Origin of the sequence: Flavobacterium frigoris PS1 (assembly GCF_000252125.1) — a bacterium.
Lineage (GTDB): Bacteria > Bacteroidota > Bacteroidia > Flavobacteriales > Flavobacteriaceae > Flavobacterium > Flavobacterium frigoris_A.
On the sequence record NZ_AHKF01000010.1, the window covers coordinates 47293 to 73283 of the forward strand.

Consider the following 25991-nt stretch of genomic DNA (forward strand, 5'->3'; position numbering starts at 1 on the left):
TATGATTTTAATTACCCTCTAAATATATAAAAATATCCTACAAAGAAACCTAATGGTTTTGTATTTTGTCTTCCATGGAAAGAAAAATCTCGTCAAAGAATTCGTGTAACGGCGATTACTCCTCATCGGAATAACAAATATTGATAAAAACTCAACTCCCCTAGCCCCGATAGCAGTGAAAATCCTTTTACTTTTTCTTTAAAAAGTAAAAGATTGCAACGTATAGCGGGAAATAGCTTCAAATAAAAATTGGATTCCTTATTTTTGCAGCCAATAAAATTGAATCATGATACAGAATCCAAAAAGATATACCATTACGGCGGCATTGCCTTACACGAATGGACCAATTCACATTGGCCATTTGGCGGGTGTTTACGTGCCTTCAGATATTTATTCCCGTTACCTGAGATTGCAAGGAAGAGACGTTTTGTTTGTTTGCGGAAGCGACGAGCACGGTGTGGCGATTTCTATGAAAGCAAAGAAAGAAGGCATAACGCCTCAAGAAGTAATTGATAAATACGATGGAATTATTCGCAAATCGTTTAATGATTTTGGAATATCATTTGATAATTATTCTAGAACTTCGGCTAAAATCCATCATGACACGGCTTCGGAATTTTTCACAACATTATATGAAAAAGGGGATTTTATAGAACAAGTCACCGAGCAATTATATGATGCAAAAGCAGATCAATTCCTAGCCGATCGTTTTGTTATTGGAACTTGCCCAAAGTGCGGTAATGAAGAAGCATATGGTGATCAATGCGAAAAATGTGGTTCTACGCTGAACGCTACGGATTTAATTAATCCAAAATCTACGATTACAGGAGAAACTCCGGTTATGAAATCAACGAAACACTGGTTTTTACCTTTAGATCGTTATGAAGATTTCTTGAAAGAATGGATCTTAGTAGGACATAAAAACGACTGGAAACCCAATGTTTACGGACAAGTAAAATCTTGGATTGACGGCGGACTAGAACCTCGTGCAGTTACACGTGACTTGGATTGGGGAATTGACGTCCCGGTTGAAGGAGCTGAAGGAAAAAAACTATACGTTTGGTTTGACGCACCAATTGGTTACATCTCATCTACCAAAGAATGGGCTTTCCGCGAAGGAAAAGACTGGGAACCGTACTGGAAAGATCAAGATACGAAACTGGTTCACTTTATTGGGAAAGACAATATCGTCTTCCATTGTATCATTTTCCCTGCGATGTTGAAAGCGGAAGGAAGCTATATATTGCCAGACAATGTGCCTGCAAACGAGTTCTTGAATTTAGAAGGAAATAAATTATCGACTTCTAAGAACTGGGCAGTTTGGTTGCACGAATATTTGGAAGAGTTTCCAAATCAGCAAGATGTTTTGCGTTATGCATTGACATCAAATGCGCCAGAAACAAAAGACAACGACTTTACTTGGAAAGATTTTCAAGCAAGAAATAATAATGAATTGGTTGCCATTTTTGGAAACTTCATTAATCGTGTAGTGGTTTTAACCAATAAATATTACGAAGGAATTGTCCCTACCGCGAACACATTTTCAGAAGTAGACGAAGCAACTTTAACAGAGTTGAAAGCCTACCCAGCAGTGATTTCGAGTTCTTTGGAACGTTATAGATTCAGAGAAGCTTTGGGCGAAATGATGAATGTAGCTCGTTTAGGTAATAAATACTTAGCAGACGAAGAACCTTGGAAAATGATAAAAAATGATCAAGGTCGTGTGCAAACCCAAATGTATGTTGCCTTACAAATTGCAGCAGCTTTGAGTTCACTTTGCGAACCTTTCTTGCCGTTTACTGCCAAAAAATTATCTGGAATTTTAAAAATTGAAAGTCCGTTGAGCTGGAGTACAATTTCCGAAAGTTCAGATTTATTACCAGCGGGTCACCAAATTGGTGAGGCAGAATTATTGTTTGCTAAAATTGAAGATGAAGAAATTCAGAAACAAATAGACAAACTAGAAGCGACTAAAACAGCTAATAAAGCCGAAAACAAAGTAGTGGAACCACAAAAAGAAGCCATTCAATTTGATGATTTTGCAAAAATGGATATGCGTGTAGGAACGATTATCGAAGCAACTAAAATGCCAAAAGCAAACAAGCTTTTGATTCTTAAAGTAGATACAGGTATTGACGTTCGCACCATTGTTTCAGGAATTGCAGAGAGTTTCAAGCCGGAAGACATTGTAGGAAAGAAAGTTACTGTTTTAGTTAACTTAGCTCCAAGAGCGTTGCGTGGTGTAGAAAGTCAAGGAATGATTTTGATGTCAACCAATACCGACGGAAAACTGGTTTTTATAAATCCAGATACGGATGGTGTTGCTGATGGAGAGACAATAAATTAATAAAAATCCGAGCACGAATATCTTGAATTATCACTGATTGATTGGTGATAATTCATGTAATTCGTGTTCTTTTTTAAAAGAAAATACAGATGACCAATGCAAAACCAAGATTAGCGCTCGCTTTTGGAATACTTTGTATTTCTATTTTCCCTATATTGGTTAAACTCAGGTTGACTCCTGGATTAATTTCTGCATTTTATAGAATGGCAATTGCCGTTTCTTTGTTACTGCCTTATGTCCTAATCACTAAAAAGTTTAAACTACCCGAGAAAAAAAACATACTACTTGCGGTAATTTGCGGTGTCTTATTTGCTTCGGATGTTGCGGTCTGGAATATTGCTATTCAAGAATCAAGCGCTACACAAGCATCGCTGCTAACTAACTTATCACCGCTTTGGGTAGGCATTATTTCTTATGTCTTTTTAAAAACCAAACCTGCCACTAATTTTTGGATAGGAACTACAGTAGCACTATTTGGCATGGCAATGTTAGTTGGATTCAAGTTCTTTCTTGAATTAGACTTTGACAATGCCTTTATATTAGCAGTATTATCAGGGATATTCTATTCCATTTATCTATTGGTCAGTAAAAAAGCACTTACACATATTGATGTACTCTCCTTTATGGTTATTAGTTTGCTAGCATCAACAGTATATTTAGCAGTAGTGTGCATTGTGATGAGAGAGCCTTTTTCAGGTTTTTCAGATATGGGTTGGTTAGTTTTACTGATTCAAGCCGTGGTATGTCAATTGATGGCTTGGTTATCGATCAGTTATGCAACGCAGCATATGCGTCCCACCCGAGTTTCGTTGAGTTTACTGGGTCAAGCAGTACTTACGTCAATTTTAGCCTGGCTCTTTTTAGATGAAAAAATTACATTGAATATGATAATAGGTGGTATAATACTACTTTTAGGAATCCGAATTACATTTTTTACAAAAACACTTTCAATCAAAAATATATTTAGTAAAGCAAAAGAAGATTCTTCTTTGACAACATAAAAAAAATGAAAAATTTAAAAGTAATAGCTTTCGATGCTGATGACACTTTATTTATAAACGAAACCTATTTTGCCGAAACTGAAGAAAAGTTCTGTTCACTAATGGGAGACTATCTATCACATCAAGGGATTTCCCAACAGCTTTTCAAAGTAGAAATCGACAATCTAAAAATATACGGTTATGGTATTAAAGGATATATTCTTTCTATGATTGAAGCTGCAATGCGCATTTCGAACAATACCATTCCCATTGAAGTAGTTGAAAAAATTATTCAATACGGAAAAGAATTGACTGAAAAGCCAATTGTACTGCTTGATGGTGTTGAAGAAACACTTGAAGCGTTACATGGAAAATACAAACTTGTTGTGGCTACAAAGGGCGATCTTTTAGACCAAAGAAGAAAACTGCACAATTCTGGATTAGGTAAATATTTTCACCACATCGAAGTGATGTCAGACAAACAAGAAATAGACTATTTGGATTTAATTAAACGCTTGGAGATTCAACCCGCTGAGTTCTTAATGATAGGCAACTCATTAAAGTCCGATATATTACCCGTTTTAGAAATTGGAGGACACGCTGTTCATATCCCATTTCACACTACATGGGCACACGAAAAAATAGACCATACAATTGTACATGAAAATTTCAGTAATTATGATAAAATTAATGCTATTTTAAATCTTTTAGACTAAAAAAAAGCCTTATTTCATACCGATTTCCTTTTAAAAACATCATAGCATTTGAATAAGGGTACATAATATTCTTAAATAAAAGCTAAAAGAAAGGTTTTTTGATAATTATAATTATAAAATATTATCAAAAAACCATCGACTGTGCTCTGTTTGTAGAATTATAACTAATTCTTACATAATTAACACATAGAAATTTCTTATTAAACATTATGTCGTAATTTTGCATTAAATATAAAAAACATAAAATTATGAAAAAACTTATACTAACGTTGGTTTGTGCTGCGGCAATCACGACAGTAAGTGCTCAAACTGAGACTCAAAAAACAGCTGCTAATACTGACTACAACAAATGGTCTATTGAATTGGCTGCTGGTGTAAACAAACCACAAAGACCAATGACTTCAGGTTATTACACTTCAACTCCAAGTCCTTACGTTATTGATTTAGGAGCAAGATATATGTTTAACAACAAATTTGGTTTGAAAGCTGACTTTGGTTACAATAGCTTCGAAGGAAAAGATGAATCTAAATCTTTTGACACTAAATACTACAGAGCTGACATTCAAGCAGTAGCTAACTTAGGAAGAATTATGAACTTCGAAACTTGGACTAACACAATTGGTTTATTAGGACACGCTGGTTTTGGTTTATCAATGTTAGAAAGAGAAGATCCTTCTTACGTAAAAGACAGAATGGGTAATTTCATGGCTGGTGTAACAGGTCAAATCAAATTAACTGATAGAATCTCTTTAACTGGAGATTTCACAACTATTCTTAACGCAGCACAAAACGCAGCATTTGATGGTGCAAGTACTCGTGCTTCAAGAGGATTTCAAGGAATTCTTTTTAACGGAACTGTAGGTGTAACAGTTTATTTAGGTAAAAATGCAAAACATGCTGACTGGGTAACTCTTGTTGATAAAGATGTATTAGCTTTAACTGATAGAGTTGACAACATTGAAAACAAAATGTTAGATACTGACAATGATGGTGTAGCTGATTATTTAGACCAAGAGGCAAACACTGCTTCAGGAGCTTTAGTTAACACTAAAGGTGTATCAGTTGACGCAAACAACAACAATGTTCCAGATGACGTTGAAAAATACATCATGGAGAACTATACAAGTAAAACTGACAAATCTCCAATGTTAAGCAATAATGAGTTAATCAAAAGCTTAATTAACGGTGGTTATGTTGCTACTTATTTTGATTTTGATAAATCTACTCCAACAAATGTTTCTACTGAAGGTATCGATTTTATCTTAACTTACTTAAGAAACAATCCTACTGCATCAGTTGACATTATTGGTCATGCTGACGAAATTGGAAGATCTGCATACAATGATAAATTATCTAATGCAAGAGCTACTAAAGTAGAAAGCATTTTATTAAAAGCAAATGTTGATGCTTCAAGATTGAATGTAATCGCAGCTGGTGAAGACAATTCAGTTGATAAAGATTCAGAATTAGCTAGAAAACTAGTAAGAAAAGTTACTTTCAGAATAAAATAATTTAGATATAGATTATTTAAAAAGCCCTAAAGGAAAATTCCTTTAGGGCTTTTTTCATTTAACCTGCCTTGCCTCAAAGCTATATCTACAAAATTACTAGAAAAATATATTGGTTCGTAAAATTATAAAACAACAAATTTTAAATTTAAAACAATAGCAGTATTTTTGAACAACACTAAAATTACAAAATATTGAAAACATTATTAGACATCGAAAAATGGCCTAGAAAAGAACATTTTAATTTCTTTAAACAGTTTGAAGAACCCTTCTTTGGTGCTACAGTAGAAATTGATTGTACTAGAGCCTATGAAAACTCAAAAAAACTAAACAGCTCTTTTTTTATATACTATTTACACAAAACTTTAGTTGCCGTTAATACTATTGAATCGTTTCGCTATCGAATATCGGACGATAAGATCGAGATACATGATAGAATTGATGCTTCAGCAACCATAGGAAGGTCAGATGGCACGTTTGGCTTTTCATTGATAGAATTCAACCATAACTTTGACATTTTTAAAACAACCGCACTAGCAGAAATAGAGCGCATCCAGACGACTACGGGTTTATTTACACGTACTTTTGAATCAGACAATGTGATCCACTGTTCGGCTATTCCTTGGCTCAATTTCACTTCCCTTTCACATGCAAGAAGCTATACTTTCCCCGATAGTTGCCCAAAAATTTCCTTTGGTAAAATGATAATTTCTGACACTGGCAAAAGAACGATGTCCATGTCTGTTCATGTACATCATGGTTTAATGGATGGCCTACATCTAGGCAAATTCGTGGATTGTTTTCAAGAAATTATGAATCAGTAAATTAAGTTTTTCGTAACTTTACTTTTAACACAAAAACACTTTCCCATGTTATCACAAAATATAGAAAAAGCATTGAACGATCAAGTTCGTATTGAAGCTCAGTCTTCCCAAATCTATCTTTCGATGGCATCTTGGGCGGAGATTAAAGGACTATCGGGAGTTTCAAAGTTTATGTATGCACAATCTGATGAAGAGCGCACCCATATGCTTAAATTGGTTAAATTTATAAACGAGCGTGGCGGTCACGCACAGGTTTCTGAATTGAAAGCTCCAAAAACAAGTTATTCAACATTCAAAGAAGTGTTTGAAGAACTTTACACGCATGAAGTTTTCGTTTCAAACGCGATAAACGAATTGGTCCATATTTCCATTTCTGAAAAAGATTATGCTACCCATAACTTTTTACAATGGTACGTAGCTGAACAAATCGAAGAAGAAGCACAGGCTAAACATATATTAGACAAAATAAACCTAATAGGAGACGATAAAGGCGGTCTATATCTATTTGACAAGGATATTGAACAACTTATCTCAAAAGGCTCCGCATCCACGCTTTAAACAACTATCATCATTTAGTCGCTTTAAAATAAAGTAACTTGATCTTAATTTTTGAAAAATTGAGCAAAAAAGATAAAAACAAAAGTAAAAAGAAGGATGAAAAGAAACTCCTTAAAAAGGATACTGTAACTGGTAAGCTAAAGTCAAAATGTTGCGAAAAATATAAAAAAGGAGAAGACAAGCGTTGTAAAAGATGCCCCAAATTTGATTTAGGCAAAAAACAAGATTGACTTTCACCATTAAAGTAAAAAAACCATCGACAACTGTCGATGGTTCTTGCTACTTATAATCGCTAGGTATTTAAACGGCTTACTATTTTCCCAAAAGAAGTACCTCATTTGCAACCACTTCAGTAACATATCGCTTTTCACCATCTTTATCCTCATAACTCCTGTGCGTCAATTTCCCATCAATAGCGATCTCCTTGCCTTTGGTTACGTATTTTTCTATGATCTCGGCGGTCTTCCCCCAGGCAACAACTTTATGCCATTCTGTTTGTTCTACTTTTTCTCCTTTGTCATTTTTGTAGCTGTCGTTAGTTGCGATGGTTAAATTCGCTAGCTTTCTTCCTCCTTCAAAAGTTTTGATTTCTGGATCATTCCCTACGTGTCCAATTAACTGTACTCTGTTTCTCATTGCATTCATGGCGTGTAAAATTTAAATGTTTATGTTAGATTAAAACTCATGCCGATTGTATTTCGATTTCGACATGGCAAAGATCTGACAGCTTCATAAATTTATTCGGTTGGTATTCAATTACTTTCGGTTGTAAATATTTGTAAACGTTTGTAAACGGATACTAATTATACTATATTTACCGCAAAAAATATATAATATGCCGAATACCATACAGTCTATTGAGTTAAGAAACTTAAAAATAGAGGATTATAAAGAATTAAAAAAATCAATGGTTGAATCCTATCCAGAAATGGCAGATTCATTTTGGCAAGAAGAACAATTAGAAATTTTACTGAATAAATTCCCCGAGGGACAATTGGTTATCGTAGTTGACGGAATTGTTGTTGGTTCAGCATTATCGATTTTAGTAACTGAAGATTTTGCCTTCAAAACGAAAACCTACAAAGATATTACAGGCAATTATACTTTTTCAACTCATAATTCAGAAGGAGAAGTTATATATGGTATTGATGTTTTTATTAATCCAAAATACCGTGGCCTAAGACTAGGACGACGTTTATATGACGTTAGAAAAGAACTATGCGAACAACTAAACCTAAAATCAATCATTTTTGCTGGTAGAATTCCTTCTTACGGAAAATATAAAGATGAAATTACGCCTAAAGTTTATATCGAAAAAGTAAAGAAAAAAGAGATCTACGACCCCGTTTTATCATTTCAATTAAGCAATGATTTCCATGAAGTTCGTGTGCTTAAGAATTATTTAGAAGGAGATACTGAATCCTTAGAGTATGCTGTATTATTAGAATGGAATAACATCTATTATGAAGATAGCCCAAAATTAATTAACGTCAAAAAAAGCGTAGTTAGGCTTGGATTAATCCAATGGCAAATGCGTTCATTATCTAATCTAAAAGCCCTATTTGATCAAGCCGAATTCTTTATTGATACTGTATCTGGTTACGAAAGTGACTTCGCATTATTTCCAGAGTTTTTTACAGCACCCCTAATGGCTGATTTCAATCATCTGTCAGAACCCGAAGCGATTAGAGAGCTAGCTAAACATACTGAAGCTGTAAAGCTAAAATTTCAAGAGTTTGCCATTTCCTATAATATCAACATCATCACTGGAAGTATGCCGTTTATAGAAGACGGACATGTTTACAATGTAGGGTTTCTATGTAAACGGGACGGGACAAACGAAATGTACCGCAAAATCCATATTACACCTAACGAAGTTTTCCATTGGGGAATTACTGGCGGGAATGCAATTCAAACCTTTGACACTGACTGCGGTAAAATAGGGGTTATCATCTGTTATGATGTAGAGTTCCCAGAGCTTTCTAGATTAATGGCCGATGAAGGAATGAACATCCTATTTGTACCTTTCCTAACCGATACCCAAAATGGATATACTCGAGTGAAACACTGTGCACAAGCAAGAGCGATTGAAAACGAATGTTATGTTGCCATTGCGGGTTGTGTAGGTAATTTGCCTAAAGTAAATAACATGGACATACAATATGCCCAGGCAGCTGTGTTTACGCCATCTGATTTTGCATTTCCAAGTAATGGGATTAAAGCTGAAGCGACGCCAAATACTGAAATGACTTTGATTGTAGATGTTGACATCAATCTTTTAAAAGAGTTACACGAACACGGAAGTGTAAAAATTATGAAAGACAGAAGACATGATTTATATAGTTTGAAAAAAATATAATAATGAAAAATTGTTTAGAATGTAGCGAAAAAATTGTGGGCAGGGAAGATAAAAAATTCTGCAGTGACGGTTGTCGCAATGCCTATAACAACAAAATAAATAAAGACAATAATAATTTTATGCGCAACATCAACAATAAGTTGCGCAAAAATTATCGGATACTACTAGAACTTAATCCCGATGGAAAGTCTAAGACAACAAGAGCAAAACTACTAAGCAAAGGTTTTGATTTTGAATTTTTTACTAATATGTTGAAAACAAAAACAGGAAACACCTACTATTTCCTGTACGATCAAGGCTATCTGCTTTTGGACAATGATTTCTATATGTTAGTCAAAAAAGATATTTAATACCACATCCAGCAATCCCCAAACTATGAAAAAAGGTTTTTCCTCACTGTTTTCCATTTTATTTATCCTGATCGTCCTAGCGATCCTTTATCTTACAATGATGCCACAGTGGACTTCAGACGATGTACCCCTTTCTGAATTTTCTACCAAACGCGCTTTCGAGCAAGTAGACGCGATTTCGAAACAACCTCACTATGTAGGTTCAGATAATCATGAAAAAGTAGCAAGCTACCTTCAAAAGGAATTAAATAAATTAGGATTGGAAACATCCATACAAGAAGGCTATACCTTAACAGACTGGGGGAATTTAGTCAAATCAAAAAATATCTTAGCCCGTATAAAAGGCACACAAAACACAAAAGCATTATTATTACTAACTCATTACGATAGTGCCCCACATTCATCTTCCTATGGCGCAAGTGACGCAGGCTCTGGAGTTGCGACAATTTTAGAAAGTGTTCGTGCTTTTTTATATGCCAAAACCCCACATAAAAATGATATAATTATTCTTTTTTCGGATGCTGAGGAGCTAGGGTTAAACGGAGCAGCGCTATTTGTAACGGAGCACCACTGGGCAAAGGAAATAGGATTAGTCCTGAACTTTGATGCTCGTGGTTCATCTGGACCTAGTTACATGTTGATGGAAACCAATAGTGGTAACGCGAGTTTAGTTAAGGAATTTGCGGCAGCTAAAACCACATTTCCCGTAACCAATTCATTGATGTATAGCATTTATAAAATGCTCCCTAACGACACCGATTTGACTGTTTTTAGAGAAAAAGGGAATATTCAAGGGTATAACTTTGCCTTTATAGACGATCACTATAACTACCATACTGCCCAGGACGACAGCAACCACTTAAACAAAAACACATTAGCACATCAAGGAACCTACTTAATGCCACTTTTAAGTTATTTTTCGAATGCTAATTTAAACAGCAACCAAATTACAAATGACGAGGTCTACTTTACAATTCCTTACACCTTTATTCATTATCCTTTTAGTTGGGTTTTCCCAATGCTGCTAATTGCATCACTCTTATTCGTATTTTTAATATTTATAGGTATTGGTAAAAAAATTCTATCTTTTCCTGAAATCATAAAAGGATTTGTTCCTCTTTTGGGATCCATAATTACAGCTGGCGTAGTGACTTATTTTGGCTGGAAAGGACTTTTGTTCGCCTACCCTCAATATAATGATTTACTTAATGGATTTACCTATAATGGACATGCATATATCGCTGCATTTGTCTTATTAAGTCTGGCAATATGTTTGGCGTTTTATCAGAAATTATCAGTTAAGAAACGTACAATGAACTATTATGTGGCTCCTTTATTTCTGTGGCTTATCATTAATGGGTTTATTACTTTCTATTTAAAAGGCGCTGGTTTTTTAATAATCCCCGTTTATTTTGGAATTTTTGCTTTTGGAATTTTTATAGTTACACAAAAATCAAGTGTGCTTTTAAACCTTATTTTAGGTATTCCTGCTTTATTGCTAATCGCTCCATTTATCCAAATGTTCCCGATAGGTTTGGGCCTAAAAGTACTTTTTGGAAGTGCCATTCTCACAGTATTAACTTTTGTACTGCTACTGCCCGTTTTTGATACTTTTATCAAAAAAGGAAGGTGGGCATTTGTATTTCTATTGATTTCCATTGGATTTTTTACAAAAGCGCATTACGAATCCGGTTACGAAAAGGGCAAAGCCAAATCAAACAGTTTAGTTTATATTTATGATGCCGATAAGAATAAAGCCCATTGGGTTACATATGATAAAAACCTGGATGACTGGACAAAATCCTATTTAGGTGAAAACCCCAAAGAAGGAGTTTCTTATAATGAAACGCCATTGTTTAGTAAATACGCTTCTAAATTTACCTTTGCTACAGAAACGACCGTGAAAGATTTGGCAAAACCTACAATTGAATTTCTAAAAGACAGTTTGAGTGGCAATCAACGTTATCTTAAAATTAAAATTAGTCCTAATAGAAGGGTTAATCGCTATGATATTTTTGCTAGTGAAAAAATAGTGTTCCATAATTTCAAAGCTAACGGAGCAACACAACTAGAACAAAAAGAATCTAAAATGAATCGCAAAGGAAAGAAAATCTTAAGCTATTATGTTGTTAATAATGAACCGTTAGAAATGCAATTTAATATAAACAAATCGGCACTTTTTGATATGCAACTTCTAGAAAGTTCATTTGATTTACTGTCGAACCCATTATTTAACATGAAGCCTAGAGCTTCGTGGATGATGCCAACTCCTTTTGTTTTGAATGATGCTGTGGTTATCAAAAAAAGAATCAAACCCACCCCAAAAGTGATTGAAGTTCCTGTCTTTGTCCAGAATACTAAAATAATCAGGAAAAAAGTTATGTCTCCCTCAGTAAAGGATAGTTTGTAAAGAAGCTGCTCTACTCTGGAATACGAAAGGATTCGTCAGCTTCGTTTTGTAAATGCTTTACGAGTTTATCTAAAATGTAAAGTTTAAGATTAACCGCAAATTCGCAAATTAAACTTTGTGAATTTGCGGTTTTCCGTTTTTAAAATGAAGTCAAAAAACTGCATCAAAAAATTTAACCAAAACCCTCCCGTTTTATACTATTTTTGTAATCTCTATTTAAGTTTACAATGAAACAAATTAGCATTTTAGGTTGTGGTTGGATGGGATTGCCTTTGGCGAAAGCCCTAATCGAAAAAAACACCAGAGTAAAAGGATCTACGACTTCAGTAGATAAACTTTCTGTTTTAGAAAAAACAGGAATCCAAGCTTTCTTGTTAGAATTAGATAGCAAGAGTGTTCCTGATGCTCTTCCTGCTTTTTTTGAAGGAAGCGAAACGCTAATCATTGCGATTCCGCCCAAATTAAGAGGGAAAAACAAAGATTATTCAGATGCCAATAGCAATTCGTTTGTAAAAAAAATAGCAAACCTTTTACCATTACTCGAGCGATCTTCTATTCAAAATCTACTGTTCATCAGTTCGACTGCCGTATACGGTGACGCCAATGCTATTGTGGATGAACATACAAAACCGATTCCTGTTACCGAAAGTGGTAAACAATTATTAGCCATAGAAAAACTATTGCTCGAGAACATCCGTTTTAAAACTACCATATTGCGTTTTGGAGGCTTAATAGGCAAAGATCGTCATCCCGCAAGATTCTTGGCTGGAAAAGAAAATGCAGATAATCCTGAGGCTCCTATCAACCTTATTCACCAAGACGACTGTATCGAAATTATCATGAAAATTTTGGAGACGAACACCTGGGGAGAAATTCTTAACGCAGTTACACCATATCATCCCTCAAGAGAACAGTATTATACCCAAAAAGCTGTTGAATTAAATTTAGTTCCTCCAACATTTAATCATAGCCATCTATCCACAGGGAAAACTATTTTGAGTGATAAATTAAAAAAGGTTCTGGATTATACGTTCATAAAAACACATTTGTAAGTGAAAACTAAAATAACGAATACATTTTCGACCAAAATAAACGCTGTCGGATTGCCCATATTGGCCTTGTCATTTGTGTGCTTTTTTTGGGGAACAACTTGGATAGCCTCAAAGGAAGGAGTTAGACATATGCCTGCCCTTCAACTTGCAGCAATTAGACAATTTATTGGAGGAATTCTTTACGTTTGCTTTTTCCTGTATAAAAAAGCGCCCTGGCCAAAAGGAAAGCAATGGAAAACAATAATTATCCTTAGCATTCTTAATTTTGCTTTAAGCAATGGATTAAGTACTTGGGGAGTAAAATACATCAGTAGCGGATTAGGTGCTATCTTAAATGCAGTTTTCCCATTGTGGATTGTTATTATCACCTTTTTTAGAGGTGAAAAACTAGCGAAATTAGCTATTATGGGACTGATAATAAGTTTCAGCGGAGTTTGTGTTATATTCTATGATCACCTCAGTGACTTCTTAGACCCCGACTTTAGATTTGGTATTATATTATCCTTGATTGCGACGATAAGTTGGGCTTTCGGTAGTTTGTATACCAAGAAAAAAGCAGCCACCTTCAATCCCTATTTCAGTCTGGGATTACAAATGGTAATTTCAAGCACCTTCCTTTTCGCTATTACAGGAGCGACGGGCACTTCTGTAAACATAACTTCAATACCGGCAATTTCCTGGTGGGCAATTGCTTATCTTGTCATCATTGGGTCGGTTTTATCATTTATTGCCTATATCTATATGCTACAAAAACTTCCTCCAGAAATCAACAGTATTTATGCCTATGTAAACCCGATAATAGCTGTACTACTTGGAGCAATTATTTTTGGAGAATCCCTAACGGCGACTATTGGAATAGGAGGTGCAGTAACCTTATTTGGATTATATATGGTCAATCATTCTATTAGAAGGACCCGAAAAATGGCCCTGAAAGATAAATTATAAAGTGAAAACAAGATGTTTTTAGACAAAAAAATCCCAAGCTTACACTTGGGATTTTTCTTTATATCAAAACTTTTATCTTACCAAATCTTAACTCTTTTTCCTGGCTCGATATACATTCCGTCACCTTTTTGTATTCCGAATGCATCATAAAAAGCATCTATATTTTGCATAGGTACATATGAACGGTACATCCCTGGAGAATGCGGATCAGTTTTCACTTGGTTCTTTATCGCTTCATCACGTGATTTTGTGCGCCACACGGTTGCCCAAGAAATAAAGAAACGTTGCTCTGGAGTTAAACCGTCAATTAGTCCTGGATTTTTATTTTCCTTTAAGTACAATTGCAATCCATCATAAGCTGCATTAACACCTCCCAAATCACCAATATTTTCCCCCAAAGTAAACTTACCGTCTACGAATGTTCCTGGAAGAGGCTGCAATGCACTATATTGATCAGCTAATGCACCTGTTAAAGCTGAAAATTGTTTTAAATCATCTGCAGTCCACCAGTCCACTAAATTCCCATCAGCGTTATATCGAGATCCAGAGTCGTCAAATCCATGAGAAATTTCATGTCCAATTACCCCACCAATACCTCCATAATTAACCGCTTCATCCGCCTGATAATTGTAAAATGGCGGTTGTAATATTGCTGCTGGAAACACAATTTCGTTATAAGATGGATTGTAATAGGCATTCACCGTTTGTGGTGACATGTTCCATTTTGTTTTGTCTACTGGCTTATTCAAATCTGCTAAATCTTGCTCAAATCGCCACTTAGCCATGTTTTTTGTATTATCAAAATAAGTACCACCTTCTTCTGGACTTTTAATAACTAATGCAGAATAGTCTTTCCATTTGTCAGGATATCCAATTTTGATTTTTGACTTGTGCAACTTTTCAACAGCACTCACTTTAGTCTCTGGCGACATCCATGATAAATTATTGATTCTGTTTTCAAAAGCGACAAAGATATTTTTTATCATAATCTCCGCTTTTGCTTTGGCTTCAGCCGGAAATTTTTTCTCCACATATAATTTTCCTAATGCCTCACCTATTCTACCATTAATTACCTGCAACGCTCTCTCATCACTTGGCCTCTGCTTCACGGCACCAGTTAAGGTTTTACCATAAAAATCAAAGTTTGCATCTTCAATAGTTGTTGACAACTGGCTTGAAGCTCTATTTAATAATGACCAACGCATGTATGCTTTCCAGTCATCCACTTTGTTCTCTTTTAATACTGACTCTAAGGCCGCCATGTATTTAGGTTGCGAAACGATTAATGAATCCACGTTTTTCAATCCTATTTTTGTAAAGTAGTTGTCCCAATTTATAGATGGAGTCAATTTCTGCAAATCAGAAACCGTCATTGGGTTGTAAGACTTTCTTCTATCCCTTCTTTCAACACGGTCAAATCTTGGTTTTGACATTTCGATCTCCAATGCCAAAATTTGTTCTGCATGTGTTTTTGCTTCTACTGGTTTTTCACCTAGAAACCCTAACATCTTTGCAACGTGAAGAACGTACTTCTCTCTTTTTTCTTTAGAATCTTTATCTTCTGAAACATAATAATCCCTATCCGGAAGACCAACTCCTCCGGGTCCTACACTAATTACATTACGATTACTGTTCTTAGCATCAGCTCCTACATTAGCACCAAAAAAGCCAATTCCTCCTAAAGGCTCCATTTCAATCATTAAAGCTTCTAAGTCTTTACTGTTTTTAACAGCATCAATCTTTTTTAAATAAGGCTTTAAAGGTGCTATGCCTAATTTATTTCGACCAACGGTATCCAAAATAGACTTATACAAATTGATAGCCTTTCCTTGATCCGTACTTGATTTATATTTAGGGTTGTTTACGGATTCTTTTAGAATTGCCAACGCATCTGCATCTGTGCTTTGTCTTAGTTCGTCAAAGCTCCCCCAACGGGTTCTGTCGCTTGGAATTTCCGTATTGTCTAACCAGGTTCCATTCACATATCGAAAGAAATCATTACTTGGCTTTACATTCTTATCCATGTAATTAATGTTAATTCCAGGTTGCACGGGTACCGAAACATTTTGTGCTTGAGTAGCTGCAAGTCCCATAATTGCTGGTATTGCAAAAAGAATTTTTTTGTTTATTTTGTTCCTCATTTTTATTCTTGCTAAATTATTTAGACAAATATAATTAATAAACAGTAATCAATTATATAAATTATTCCAGCATAAAAAAAGAAATCAATCAGCTATTAACATAAAAACATCTATAAACGCACAAAACCCGAATTTTATTCGGATTTTGTGCGTTTATAGATGAATCAAATTACCAGATTTTTACTCTTTTTTCTGGCTCGATATACATACCGTCTCCTTTTTTAATTTCAAATGCTTTATAAAAAGCATCAACATTTTGTACCGGAACATAAGCTCTATACATTCCCGGAGAATGTGGATCTGTTTTTACTTGGTTTTTTATCGCTTCATCACGCGATTTCGTTCTCCAAACTGTAGTCCAAGCAATGAAAAATCGTTGTTCAGGTGTGAATCCATCAATAAGTCCCGGATTCTTATTTTCTTTGAGATACAATTGCAAACCATCATAAGCAGCGTTAACACCGCCTAAATCGCCTATGTTTTCTCCAAGAGTAAACTTACCATCAACATGAACGCCTGGCAATGGTTCCAAAGCACTGTATTGATCTGCAAGAGCAGTTCCTAAGGTTGTGAATTGTTCTAAATCTCCGCTAGTCCACCAGTCCACCAAGTTCCCATCGGCGTTATAACGTGCTCCTGAATCATCAAAACCATGAGAAATTTCATGACCAATAACTGCCCCGATTCCCCCATAATTTACTGCTTCATCAGCTTGGTAGTTATAAAAAGGTGGTTGTAAAATAGCTGCCGGAAAAACAATCTCATTATAAGAAGGATTGTAATAAGCGTTTACCGTTTGCGGAGACATATACCATTCAGTCTTATCCACTGGCTTATTCAGCTTGTCGATATCCTTTTGAAATCCCCATCTTGCTATACTTTTCACATTTTCAAAATAACTTCCACCTTCAGCTATTCCTTTAATTTCTAATTTTGAATAATCTTTCCATTTATCTGGATATCCTATTTTAATGGTAATTTTATTTAGCTTTTCGATGGCCTTAACTTTAGTCTCTGCCGACATCCAAGTTAAATTATTGATTCGGTTTTGATAAGCAAGAATAATATTCTTAATCATCTTCTCCGCTTTTACTTTTGCTTCAGCAGGAAATTTAGCCTCTACATATAACTTACCTAATGCTTCCCCTACAGTACCATTGACCGTTTGCAATGCTTTTTCTTCACGTGGTCTTTGCTTGATTGCTCCGGTCAGTGTTTTTCCGTAAAAATCAAAGTTCGCCTCTTCTATTTTTGTAGATAATAAAGGAGTAGAACCGTTGATTAAATTCCATTTCATGTATTCTTTCCAGGCCGAAACATTATTTTCAGAAAGAATAGTTTGCAATGCTTTCATGTATTTCGGTTGGCTAACGATAACGGTGTCTAGCTTTGTAAAACCAATTTCTGTAAAATAGTTGTTCCAATTAATTGCTGGAGTCATTTTCTGTAATTCGGCTACAGTCATCGGATTGTACTGTAATCTTCCGTCTCTACGTTCTACTCTATCTAAACGTGGTTTAGACATTTCAATCTCTAAAGCTAAAATTTTACTTGCATTCTCTTTAGATTCCTCCGGAGATTCTCCAATAAACTGCAACATTCTTGCGATATGCAACTCATATTTCTGACGTTTCTCTTTAGTATCTTTTTCTTCTGATGTGTAATAATCCTTGTCAGGTAATCCTAATCTTCCAACACCAATACTAAGTGAGTTTTTAGCACTGTTTTTATCATCAGCTCCAACTCCAACCCCAAAAAAACCAATTCCACCAGTAGGTTCCATTTCAACTAATAGCTGTTGCAAATCAGCAGTATTTTCTACTTTGTCAATTTTAGCCAAATAGGGTAACAAAGGGCTTATGTCTTGTTTATCTCTGGCAACAGTATCTAGAATAGTATTAAAAAGATTGATTGCTTTTCCCTGATCAGTATTCGATTTGTATTTTGGATTCTTAGAAGCTTCTTTTAAAATTGTCAAAGCATCTTTATCTGTTTTTTTAAGCAATTCATTAAAACTCCCCCAAGAAGTTCTGTCACTGGGAATTTCAGTTTTGTCAAGCCAAGCACCATTTACAAATCTAAAGAAATCATCAGCAGGTTTCACTTTATTATCAAAGTATGAAACATTAATTCCAGGTTCTTTAACGGTGGTCTTCTTCTGAGCTTGAGCTTCTGTAAATCCAATTATTGCAGGAATCACAAAAAGCAATTGCTTATTCAACTTTATTTTCATATTTTTTTATTGTTTAGTTAGTATCACAAAGCTATTGATAAAAGTTTTAATAATTGTTGATTTTTGATTGAATTAACAGTTGTTAAAGTCGCTTTAAAACAGCCTTCTTTTTTGTATTTTTGCGTAAATTATTTTCTATGAAATCTATTTTAATTAAATACCGAATATTTTTCGGTGTTTTTTTCACACTATCAGCTATTATTCTATACTTATTTTACACAGCTCTAAAACCAGTTAAAACGCTTCCTATATACAATCCGGCAGACGTAAATCCCGAGCTGGTTGACAGTACCGTTCAGTATATCAGCAAATACCATACTATAGCTGATTTTTCTTTTGTGAACCAAAACGGAAAAACAATAACCCAAAAGGATTATGAAGGCAAGATATATGTTGCCGACTTTTTCTTCACCACCTGTCCTTCCATTTGTCCAAAAATGACAGCCAATTTATTTGATGTTCAAAAAGCCATTATCAATAACCCAAAAGTAATGTTACTTTCTCATACTGTCTTTCCTGAAAACGATAATGTTGCAGTTTTAAAAGCCTACGCAATTAAAAACGGAGTTGATGACAGCAAGTGGAACTTAGTAACTGGGGACAAAAAAGAAATTTACACTATGGCCAGAAAATCCTATCTAGCCGTTAAAATGGGAAAACCAAACGAGCTATATGATATGGTTCATACTGAAAATTTTGTGTTAGTAGATGCTAAAAGGAGAGTTCGTGGTTTTTATGACGGAACTAAAAAAGAAGACATTCAAAAACTAATAGAAGATATTAATTTTTTAAGCAACGAATAGCCTCGCTTATTAGGAATTTTCATCGCTTCCAAACCCTAGTCAAAAGACTTCTTTTTTTACACCCTTGAAATAGTTTAAATAAGTTATAAAAGTGATAATTATCATTTGATTTAGTATTATAATATGTACTTTTGCAATATTAATTCAATCTAAATAAGACTTGCGAACAACGATAAATTCACTTAAAAAAGGCGAGAAAGCCATTATCAAAGATTTTGATATTGACATTATTCCATTAAAACTTCTTGAAATGGGTTGCTTACCCGGAAATACGGTCGAATTGTTGCAAATCGCACCTTTTGGTGACCCTTTATATTTAGATATCAACGGCTCCCATTTAGCCATTCGCATTGAGACAGCTAAAGAGATTGAAGTTGAACTAATAAAAATTACGCTTTAATGATCAACACTAATATCAATGTCGCCTTAATAGGTAATCCAAATACGGGTAAAACTTCTGTTTTTAACCAATTGACTGGACTGAACCAACAAGTAGGGAATTATCCTGGAATCACCGTTGAAAAGAAGATAGGTTTTTGCAAATTACCATATAATATAAAGGCAAACATTTTAGACTTACCAGGTACCTATAGCCTGAATGCTAGTTCGATTGACGAGAATGTCGTAATTGAATTGATGCTTAACAAAAATGATAAATTATATCCAGACGTAGCCCTAGTAGTTACAGATGTAGAAAATCTAAAGAGAAATTTACTTCTTTTCACCCAAATAAAAGACTTGGAAATCCCTACCATTCTAGTTATCAATATGGCAGACCGAATGGAACACAAGGGGATCACTCTAAACATACCCTATCTTGAGGAACATTTAAAGACAAAAATTGCCCTTATCAGTTCCCGAAAAGGTTTTGGAATCACTGAGCTAAAAGAATTGATAGTCACCTATAAATCTATTTCAAGCGAACCTTGTTTGAATGCTTCAGTTATTGATACAGAATATTTCAACAGTCTGCGTAAAGCATTTCCAAACCAGTTGTTATACAAACTGTGGTTAGTGATTACTCAAGATGTAAATTTCTTGAATTTAGAGCGTAAAGAGATTCAGGGTTCTTTTACTAAATCACATTCCGATTTAAAGCGTTTACAACAAAAAGAAACGATCAAGCGATATCAGTTCATCAATGATGTACTGAAAGAGGGACTCAAAGTAGATGCGACATTAGCAAAAGATTTCAGAAGCAAACTGGATCGTGTTTTAACCCATAAAATATGGGGCTACGTAATTTTCTTTGCTATACTATTCGTTATTTTTCAATCCATTTTCGACTGGTCAAAAATTCCGATGGATTTCATTGACAGCACCTTTGCCTCATTAGGTACGTTAGCAAACGATTCACTGCCGTCTGGTGTTTTAACGAATTTGATTTCGCAGGGAATCATCCCCGGAATCGGTGGAATACTAATTTTTATACCGCAAATCGCGTTCTTATTTTTATTCATTTCCATATTAGAAGAAAGTGGCTATATGAGTAGAGTTGTTTTCTTGATGGATAAAATAATGCGTAAATTTGGTTTATCTGGAAAAAGTGTTGTTCCCTTAATTTCAGGGACTGCTTGCGCTATACCGGCTATTATGGCAACGCGAAATATTGAAAATTGGAAAGAACGCTTAATTACCATTCTGGTAACACCATTTACAACTTGCTCCGCACGACTACCTGTTTACGCAATTATAATAGCATTGGTAATTCCAGATACTCGTGTATTTGGTATCTTTAATCTTCAAGGATTGACGTTAATGCTATTGTATCTTTTGGGTTTTGGTATGGCTATATTTTCAGCTCATATTTTAAATAAAATTTTAAAAATAAAAGGGAAGACGTTTTTTGTGGTTGAAATGCCAAACTACAAATTGCCAATGTTCAAAAACGTAGCAATCAACGTCATTGAAAAAACCAAAGCTTTCGTTTTTGGAGCGGGGAAAATAATTTTAGCTATATCAATAGTTCTATGGTTTATGGCATCTTATGGTCCAGGTGAAGAATTTAATAACGCTGATGAAATAATACGCACTACGACTGACAATACTACTCTGACGCAACAACAGCTACAAAACAAAGTGGCCTCATATAAACTTGAGAATTCTTATATTGGAATTATGGGAAAAACGATTGAACCCGCAATCTCGCCTTTAGGATATGATTGGAAGATTGGGATTGCAGTTTTAACTTCCTTTGCGGCTAGAGAGGTCTTTGTAGGTACCTTAGCCACCATATATAGTGTAGGCGACAGTGACAATGAAGACACGATAAAAAATAAAATGGCTGCTGAAATCAACCCCGTAACAGGAAAGAAAATATTCAACTTTGCCTCAGGAATCTCATTGTTGTTATTTTATGCTTTTGCTTTACAATGTGCCAGCACTTTAGCTATTACCCGAAAAGAAACCAATTCCTGGAAATGGCCTCTGGGACAACTTATTTTCATGAGTGGATTTGCTTATGTTTTGGCATTGATTGCCTATCAAATTTTAAAATAAATAGTTATGCTTCAAGAAATTATAGCTTTTACGGCACTCGGAATTGCGCTTGCATTTCTGATAAAAAAATTCTTTTTCAAAAAGAAAAAATCCGACAAAAATTGTGGAGACGACGACTGTGGTTGTCACTAAGAAATAAATAGTTACAGTACGCCTTAAGCAAAAAGAGAGAAACAATACGGTATTTTACCTTCAAAAACCTGGTCACTCTAAAAGCGCAAACCAGCTAAATCCTCATTAAAAAAAATCCCCTTAATTTAAGTTAATTAATTTATATTAACTAAATTTACATAGCGCTTATCCGTAGTTAAAGCCTTAAGGTCAGTTATTTACAGCACCTACTCTGTTAATACATTGGATTTGAATATAATTTCAAGCCTATCAGCTCTACTCCTACAAAAGCTAATGAAATTGCGTAGCAAGTATAAAAAGGCAATAAAAACACCCCAACACAAATTAATTTTACTGGAAAAAACTACTATATCACAAGTAGAACTTTACATCCAAATAAAAAATTATAGTTCTCACGGTTGCTATAACAATTGTGTCTGAACTACTCAATTAAACCTAAATAGATACAGCTAGCTATTATGAAAATAAAAAGAGACTCCTTTTGATTTCCTGACGAAATCTATAATACGCTGCTTATAAAAAATGCTTAGTCAAGTCGCCAAATGAGAATTTCATACAATTATTATGTTGCAATTGATTTTAAATCAAAAGGACCAATAACAACTAATTATGAAAAAATTTGTCTTACTATTATTAATACTAAACATGAGCTCGCTTTATTCACAAAAAGCGATCTCCGGCTATGTATTAAACAATGCCGGCTATGGTCTGTCAGGCGCTAACATAACCGAAAAAGGCACAACTAACAGTGTCTCGACCGATATCAATGGAGCGTACAGAATTCTTGTTAGAGAGCAAGCTACTTTAGTCTTTAGTTATTATAGTTTCCCTAAACAAGAATACGGCGCTACAGAATCAATTTTAAACGTCATTTTATCTGAAGAAGGAGGACAAAATCCTAATGAAATTGTAGTTACAGGAACAAGAGCGGCACCAAGAAGCAATACTACAACCGCGCTCCACATAGATGTGTTGTCATTTGAAGATCTCAGTTCGACTGGACAAATAACTTTCGATAAAGCATTGCAGCACCTCATACCTTCTTTTAACACGGTTCAAACACCCGTAAATGACGCCACCTCCTTACTTGACCCCTATGAAATTAGGAATATGGGACCTAGCAGGACATTAATTCTTATCAACGGAAAACGAAAAAACTTAAGCTCTCTACTCTATGTTCAAACATCTCCTGGTCAGGGAGAAACTGCTACTGATCTTTCTGCAATTCCAATTGACGCCATTGAAAGTGTGGAGATTCTGAGAGATGGTGCATCAGCACAATACGGTTCTGATGCTATAGCTGGGGTTATAAATATTATTTTAAAAAAGAGAACGGGTAATGGTACAGCAACGCTAAAAACTGGCATTACAGCCAAAGGAGATGGTGAAATGATGGGGGTTATTTTAAATAATGGATCTACAGTTGGCGATAGAGGATTTGTCAATTACACCCTCGATTTCTCAAAAGTAAATATGACAAACCGAGCTGGAAAAGTAGATGCACAAGGAGATTTTAATGATCTTATCGCCATATCACCTAACAACCCGGCTAGTTATGTGAATAATGACAATACACTTAATGGCACCAACATTACCGGATTGAATGAAAATCAAATCACGGCTCTATTCGAAGACTACAAAGGTTCTCCTGATTACAATGCAAAATTGGCTACTATAAACCAAGGAAACAGCATAGGAAGAAATACTGTTGATTCATTTTTACAGGAAAATCCAGACGGCGGAAATATCAATGGATCTCCAGAAACAGCATCTGCAAAATTCTTGGTAAACGGTGGATTAACCCTATCCAATCAAACACAATTATATTACAATGCCGCTTACAGCTATAAAAAGGTAAACTCATTTGCGAATTACAGAACCCCATATTGGAGATCGATCAAGAACCCCTTTGAAAACCCCAATATTCCAAACTGGAGTACGGCAGCAGTGTATCCAACCTATTTGAAGGATTTCTTTGGTGATGGTACAGCGGCTTCCTATAAGGGTTACCATCCCACATTTACAGGCGACTTAAACGATTACAACGCCACCTTGGGCTATGCAACTATAAAGAATGGCTGGAATACCGATGCTAGCATAACCATCGGTGGGAATACCCAAACTTATACTGTAGAAAACTCGCAAAACAGCTCGAATATAAAAAACAGTAACGAACTCAATATCTACCAAGAAAATAGTCCTATCTATTTTAAACCAGGTGCTGCTTCGTTTAATCATATTGTAGGTAACTTGGATATGTCTAAGGTACTTTCGGATAAAATGAGCATTGGATTTGGTTCAGAGTTTAGATCCGAAACCTTTAAAATTGTCGAGGGAGACAAAGCTTCTTGGGATGGAGCGGGTGCCGATTCTTTTTCTGGTAATAGACCCGAGGACTCTGGAAAATGGAACCGCTACAATTTAGGCGGATATATTGATCTTGCTTATGATTTTAATAATGACTTTCTAGTAAACGGCACAGTACGCTACGAAAATTACAGCGATTTCGGTGGAGCCACAGTTTGGAAGCTGAGCTCCCGTTATAAATTTGCTAATGATAAAGTCACATTAAGAGGATCTGTTTCTACAGGATTTAGAGCACCAACCTTACATCAAATTTTTTCTCAAAAATCACAGTATGCTTTCATGCCAGGCAAAGGTATACAAATCAGCGGCTTAATAAACAACATTTCAGTGCAAGCACGAGCTCTAGGGATTCCCAAATTAGACGCTGAAAAATCAACAAATATAACCATAGGAATTGGAGCTAAACCATTAAAGGAATTTAACCTCACCTTAGATTACTATAATATTAAGTTGGAAGACAGAATTATCCTGGGAGACAACGTTCAGACACAATTTGGAACTGTCACTTGGTTTGAAAATTCATTTGACACTAGAACTTCGGGTTTAGACTTAGTCTTGAATTACGGCAATTTAGAAATAGGATTTGGTGAATTAGGGTTTGACTTATCCGGAAACATAACTTTCGAAAACAAGAGAATTTCGCCTGTAGCAAGCGGTAATTTTGGACCTACACTTGATGCTTTAATGTTTACATCAAGACCCAAAACAAAATGGGTTTTAGGAACAACTTATAAAATTAGAAATATCGAACTGTTCCTTAACAATACGTATTTTGGAAAAACAACATTCAAACAAGATGGTTTGGATCCTAATTTAAAGACCGAGTTTACACCAAAAGTTGTCACTGATCTAGGAATACATTATGCTGCAACAGATAAATTTACAGTAGCATTAAATGTGAACAATTTGCTGAATGTAATGCCTGAATGGAAATTTAAGGCTGAAAACGCGACTGGAAGTGCAATTTTAAATGACCTAAATCAAATAAAATCGCAATTCAACCTAATTACATTCAATGGCCGATATTCCCAAATGACCTATGAAGGCTATCACTTTAGCCAGCTAGGTACCCTATTAAGTTTAACATTAATCTATAAATTTTAATTTATTTAAAAAAACAATTAAAGAGACCGTAAAACATAATTAAAACTAAAAGATATGATACTTAAACAATACCTGTTTTATTTGATTCTACTTGTCATGTTGATGGAAGGGAATCAAATATCAGCCCAAGAGCAAGCTGGCGGGAAGGATTACGCTTTAAAAGCTGATTTTCTGTATCGTTTTGTTGATTATGTGTATTGGGAAAATTATTCCAAGGAACAAACATTTAAGATTGCAGTATTAGAAAATAGTCCTATTACTTCTTCATTGTTAAAAGCAACTAAAAACAAAAAAATTGACATTAAGCAATATAAAAACATGAGGGAGATCCCTACTTGCCACATTCTATTTATTCCTTACAACTGTAGTATTCCAATCGAAACCATACTTTCCAATTTCTCTGGTAGGCCAATATTAATAGTCACTGAACAAAATGGCGACGGAAAAAAAGGAGCACATATGAATTTTGTTATGATGGACAATAAATTAAAATTTGAGGTAAACTTAAAAGCAATAAACAAGACCGGAATAGGAATTAGCTCCTTCTTGTTACAACATGCCATTATTGTGCAGTAATTCATTAAATTTACATTGTTTGAGGAATGCGATTTTGATTAACAACGCTAATGAATACAACTTAAAACTGCTATAACGTCTTAAGAC

19 protein-coding genes are annotated in these 25991 nt (G+C 34.9%); 16 read left to right on the forward strand and 3 right to left on the reverse strand.

Features of this window, described 5'->3' with window-relative positions; genetic code table 11:
- The first annotated feature begins 286 nt into the window (after positions 1–286).
- The 6 genes from metG to HJ01_RS02615 all read left to right on the forward strand — a co-directional run bounded on the left by metG (position 287) and on the right by HJ01_RS02615 (position 6933).
- A complete protein-coding gene (metG, locus tag HJ01_RS02590) occupies positions 287–2347 on the forward strand; it encodes a methionine--tRNA ligase (protein ID WP_007136718.1) in 2061 nt (686 codons plus the stop codon).
- A gap of 89 nt (positions 2348–2436) precedes the next feature.
- On the forward strand, positions 2437–3348 hold the full coding sequence (locus HJ01_RS02595; RefSeq protein WP_007136719.1) for a DMT family transporter: 912 nt from the start codon (positions 2437–2439) through the stop codon (positions 3346–3348).
- 5 nt (positions 3349–3353) lie between these two features.
- The gene (locus HJ01_RS02600) at positions 3354–4043 is read left to right on the forward strand and encodes an HAD family hydrolase (RefSeq protein ID WP_007136720.1); all 690 of its coding nucleotides are present in this window, start codon (positions 3354–3356) and stop codon (positions 4041–4043) included.
- A 248-nt stretch (positions 4044–4291) separates the two neighbouring features.
- Positions 4292–5554, forward strand: a complete 1263-nt coding sequence (locus HJ01_RS02605; protein WP_007136721.1) for an OmpA family protein — start codon at positions 4292–4294, stop codon at positions 5552–5554.
- A gap of 191 nt (positions 5555–5745) precedes the next feature.
- A complete protein-coding gene (locus tag HJ01_RS02610) occupies positions 5746–6375 on the forward strand; it encodes a chloramphenicol acetyltransferase (protein WP_007136722.1) in 630 nt (209 codons plus the stop codon).
- A gap of 45 nt (positions 6376–6420) precedes the next feature.
- Positions 6421–6933 carry a ferritin gene (locus HJ01_RS02615; protein ID WP_007136723.1) on the forward strand — a complete coding sequence of 171 codons (513 nt, stop codon included), beginning with the start codon at positions 6421–6423 and terminating at the stop codon, positions 6931–6933.
- Positions 6934–7245: 312 nt separating this feature from the next.
- Here the strand turns inward: HJ01_RS02615 and HJ01_RS02620 are convergent, their stop codons facing one another.
- Positions 7246–7578, reverse strand: a complete 333-nt coding sequence (locus tag HJ01_RS02620) for a single-stranded DNA-binding protein (RefSeq protein WP_007136725.1) — start codon at positions 7576–7578, stop codon at positions 7246–7248.
- Between the two features lie 190 nt (positions 7579–7768).
- Here HJ01_RS02620 and HJ01_RS02625 point away from each other — a divergent pair, with 190 nt between their 5' ends.
- From HJ01_RS02625 to HJ01_RS02645, 5 genes are all read left to right on the forward strand, one after another.
- Positions 7769–9292, forward strand: coding sequence for a carbon-nitrogen hydrolase family protein (locus HJ01_RS02625; RefSeq protein WP_007136726.1), 1524 nt, complete (start codon positions 7769–7771; stop codon positions 9290–9292).
- A gap of 2 nt (positions 9293–9294) precedes the next feature.
- Positions 9295–9642: a hypothetical protein gene (locus HJ01_RS02630; protein ID WP_007136727.1), complete on the forward strand. Its 348-nt coding sequence runs from the start codon at positions 9295–9297 to the stop codon at positions 9640–9642.
- Between the two features lie 97 nt (positions 9643–9739).
- Positions 9740–12052: a M28 family peptidase gene (locus tag HJ01_RS02635; RefSeq protein WP_007136728.1), complete on the forward strand. Its 2313-nt coding sequence runs from the start codon at positions 9740–9742 to the stop codon at positions 12050–12052.
- Between the two features lie 227 nt (positions 12053–12279).
- Entirely contained in the window at positions 12280–13104 is an 825-nt protein-coding gene (locus HJ01_RS02640) for an SDR family oxidoreductase (protein ID WP_007136730.1), read from the forward strand.
- The gene (locus HJ01_RS02645) at positions 13105–14049 is read left to right on the forward strand and encodes a DMT family transporter (RefSeq protein WP_040473630.1); all 945 of its coding nucleotides are present in this window, start codon (positions 13105–13107) and stop codon (positions 14047–14049) included.
- Between the two features lie 77 nt (positions 14050–14126).
- Here the strand turns inward: HJ01_RS02645 and HJ01_RS02650 are convergent, their stop codons facing one another.
- Together HJ01_RS02650 and HJ01_RS02655 are read right to left on the reverse strand one after the other, a co-directional pair.
- Complete coding sequence (locus HJ01_RS02650) at positions 14127–16190, reverse strand: M13 family metallopeptidase (RefSeq protein WP_007136732.1); 2064 nt, start codon at positions 16188–16190, stop codon at positions 14127–14129.
- Between the two features lie 169 nt (positions 16191–16359).
- Positions 16360–18423: a M13 family metallopeptidase gene (locus tag HJ01_RS02655; RefSeq protein ID WP_007136733.1), complete on the reverse strand. Its 2064-nt coding sequence runs from the start codon at positions 18421–18423 to the stop codon at positions 16360–16362.
- A gap of 137 nt (positions 18424–18560) precedes the next feature.
- On the opposite strand from HJ01_RS02655, the gene HJ01_RS02660 reads away from it, so the two are divergent.
- From HJ01_RS02660 to HJ01_RS02680, 5 genes are all read left to right on the forward strand, one after another.
- Positions 18561–19226: an SCO family protein gene (locus HJ01_RS02660; RefSeq protein ID WP_007136734.1), complete on the forward strand. Its 666-nt coding sequence runs from the start codon at positions 18561–18563 to the stop codon at positions 19224–19226.
- 160 nt (positions 19227–19386) lie between these two features.
- Complete coding sequence (locus tag HJ01_RS02665) at positions 19387–19626, forward strand: ferrous iron transport protein A (RefSeq protein ID WP_007136735.1); 240 nt, start codon at positions 19387–19389, stop codon at positions 19624–19626.
- Positions 19626–21725, forward strand: a complete 2100-nt coding sequence (gene feoB / locus HJ01_RS02670; protein WP_007136736.1) for a ferrous iron transport protein B — start codon at positions 19626–19628, stop codon at positions 21723–21725. Before HJ01_RS02665 ends, feoB begins: the two co-directional genes overlap by 1 nt.
- Before the next feature lie 741 nt (positions 21726–22466).
- The gene (locus HJ01_RS02675; RefSeq protein ID WP_007136738.1) at positions 22467–25328 is read left to right on the forward strand and encodes a TonB-dependent receptor domain-containing protein; all 2862 of its coding nucleotides are present in this window, start codon (positions 22467–22469) and stop codon (positions 25326–25328) included.
- Positions 25329–25382: 54 nt separating this feature from the next.
- Positions 25383–25904: a YfiR family protein gene (locus HJ01_RS02680; protein WP_007136739.1), complete on the forward strand. Its 522-nt coding sequence runs from the start codon at positions 25383–25385 to the stop codon at positions 25902–25904.
- Positions 25905–25991: the final 87 nt, after the last annotated feature.

Coding starts and splice junctions, on each gene's coding strand:
- feoB (WP_007136736.1), top strand. CDS start 19,626: ATGATCAACACTAATATCAATGTCGCCTTAATAGGTAATCCAAATACG.
- HJ01_RS02680 (WP_007136739.1), top strand. CDS start 25,383: ATGATACTTAAACAATACCTGTTTTATTTGATTCTACTTGTCATGTTG.
- HJ01_RS02660 (WP_007136734.1), top strand. CDS start 18,561: ATGAAATCTATTTTAATTAAATACCGAATATTTTTCGGTGTTTTTTTC.
- HJ01_RS02625 (WP_007136726.1), top strand. CDS start 7,769: ATGCCGAATACCATACAGTCTATTGAGTTAAGAAACTTAAAAATAGAG.
- HJ01_RS02615 (WP_007136723.1), top strand. CDS start 6,421: ATGTTATCACAAAATATAGAAAAAGCATTGAACGATCAAGTTCGTATT.
- HJ01_RS02635 (WP_007136728.1), top strand. CDS start 9,740: ATGATGCCACAGTGGACTTCAGACGATGTACCCCTTTCTGAATTTTCT.
- HJ01_RS02650 (WP_007136732.1), bottom strand. CDS start 16,190: ATGAGGAACAAAATAAACAAAAAAATTCTTTTTGCAATACCAGCAATT.
- HJ01_RS02630 (WP_007136727.1), top strand. CDS start 9,295: ATGAAAAATTGTTTAGAATGTAGCGAAAAAATTGTGGGCAGGGAAGAT.
- HJ01_RS02595 (WP_007136719.1), top strand. CDS start 2,437: ATGACCAATGCAAAACCAAGATTAGCGCTCGCTTTTGGAATACTTTGT.
- metG (WP_007136718.1), top strand. CDS start 287: ATGATACAGAATCCAAAAAGATATACCATTACGGCGGCATTGCCTTAC.
- HJ01_RS02620 (WP_007136725.1), bottom strand. CDS start 7,578: ATGAATGCAATGAGAAACAGAGTACAGTTAATTGGACACGTAGGGAAT.
- HJ01_RS02675 (WP_007136738.1), top strand. CDS start 22,467: ATGAAAAAATTTGTCTTACTATTATTAATACTAAACATGAGCTCGCTT.
- HJ01_RS02640 (WP_007136730.1), top strand. CDS start 12,280: ATGAAACAAATTAGCATTTTAGGTTGTGGTTGGATGGGATTGCCTTTG.
- HJ01_RS02655 (WP_007136733.1), bottom strand. CDS start 18,423: ATGAAAATAAAGTTGAATAAGCAATTGCTTTTTGTGATTCCTGCAATA.
- HJ01_RS02605 (WP_007136721.1), top strand. CDS start 4,292: ATGAAAAAACTTATACTAACGTTGGTTTGTGCTGCGGCAATCACGACA.
- HJ01_RS02600 (WP_007136720.1), top strand. CDS start 3,354: ATGAAAAATTTAAAAGTAATAGCTTTCGATGCTGATGACACTTTATTT.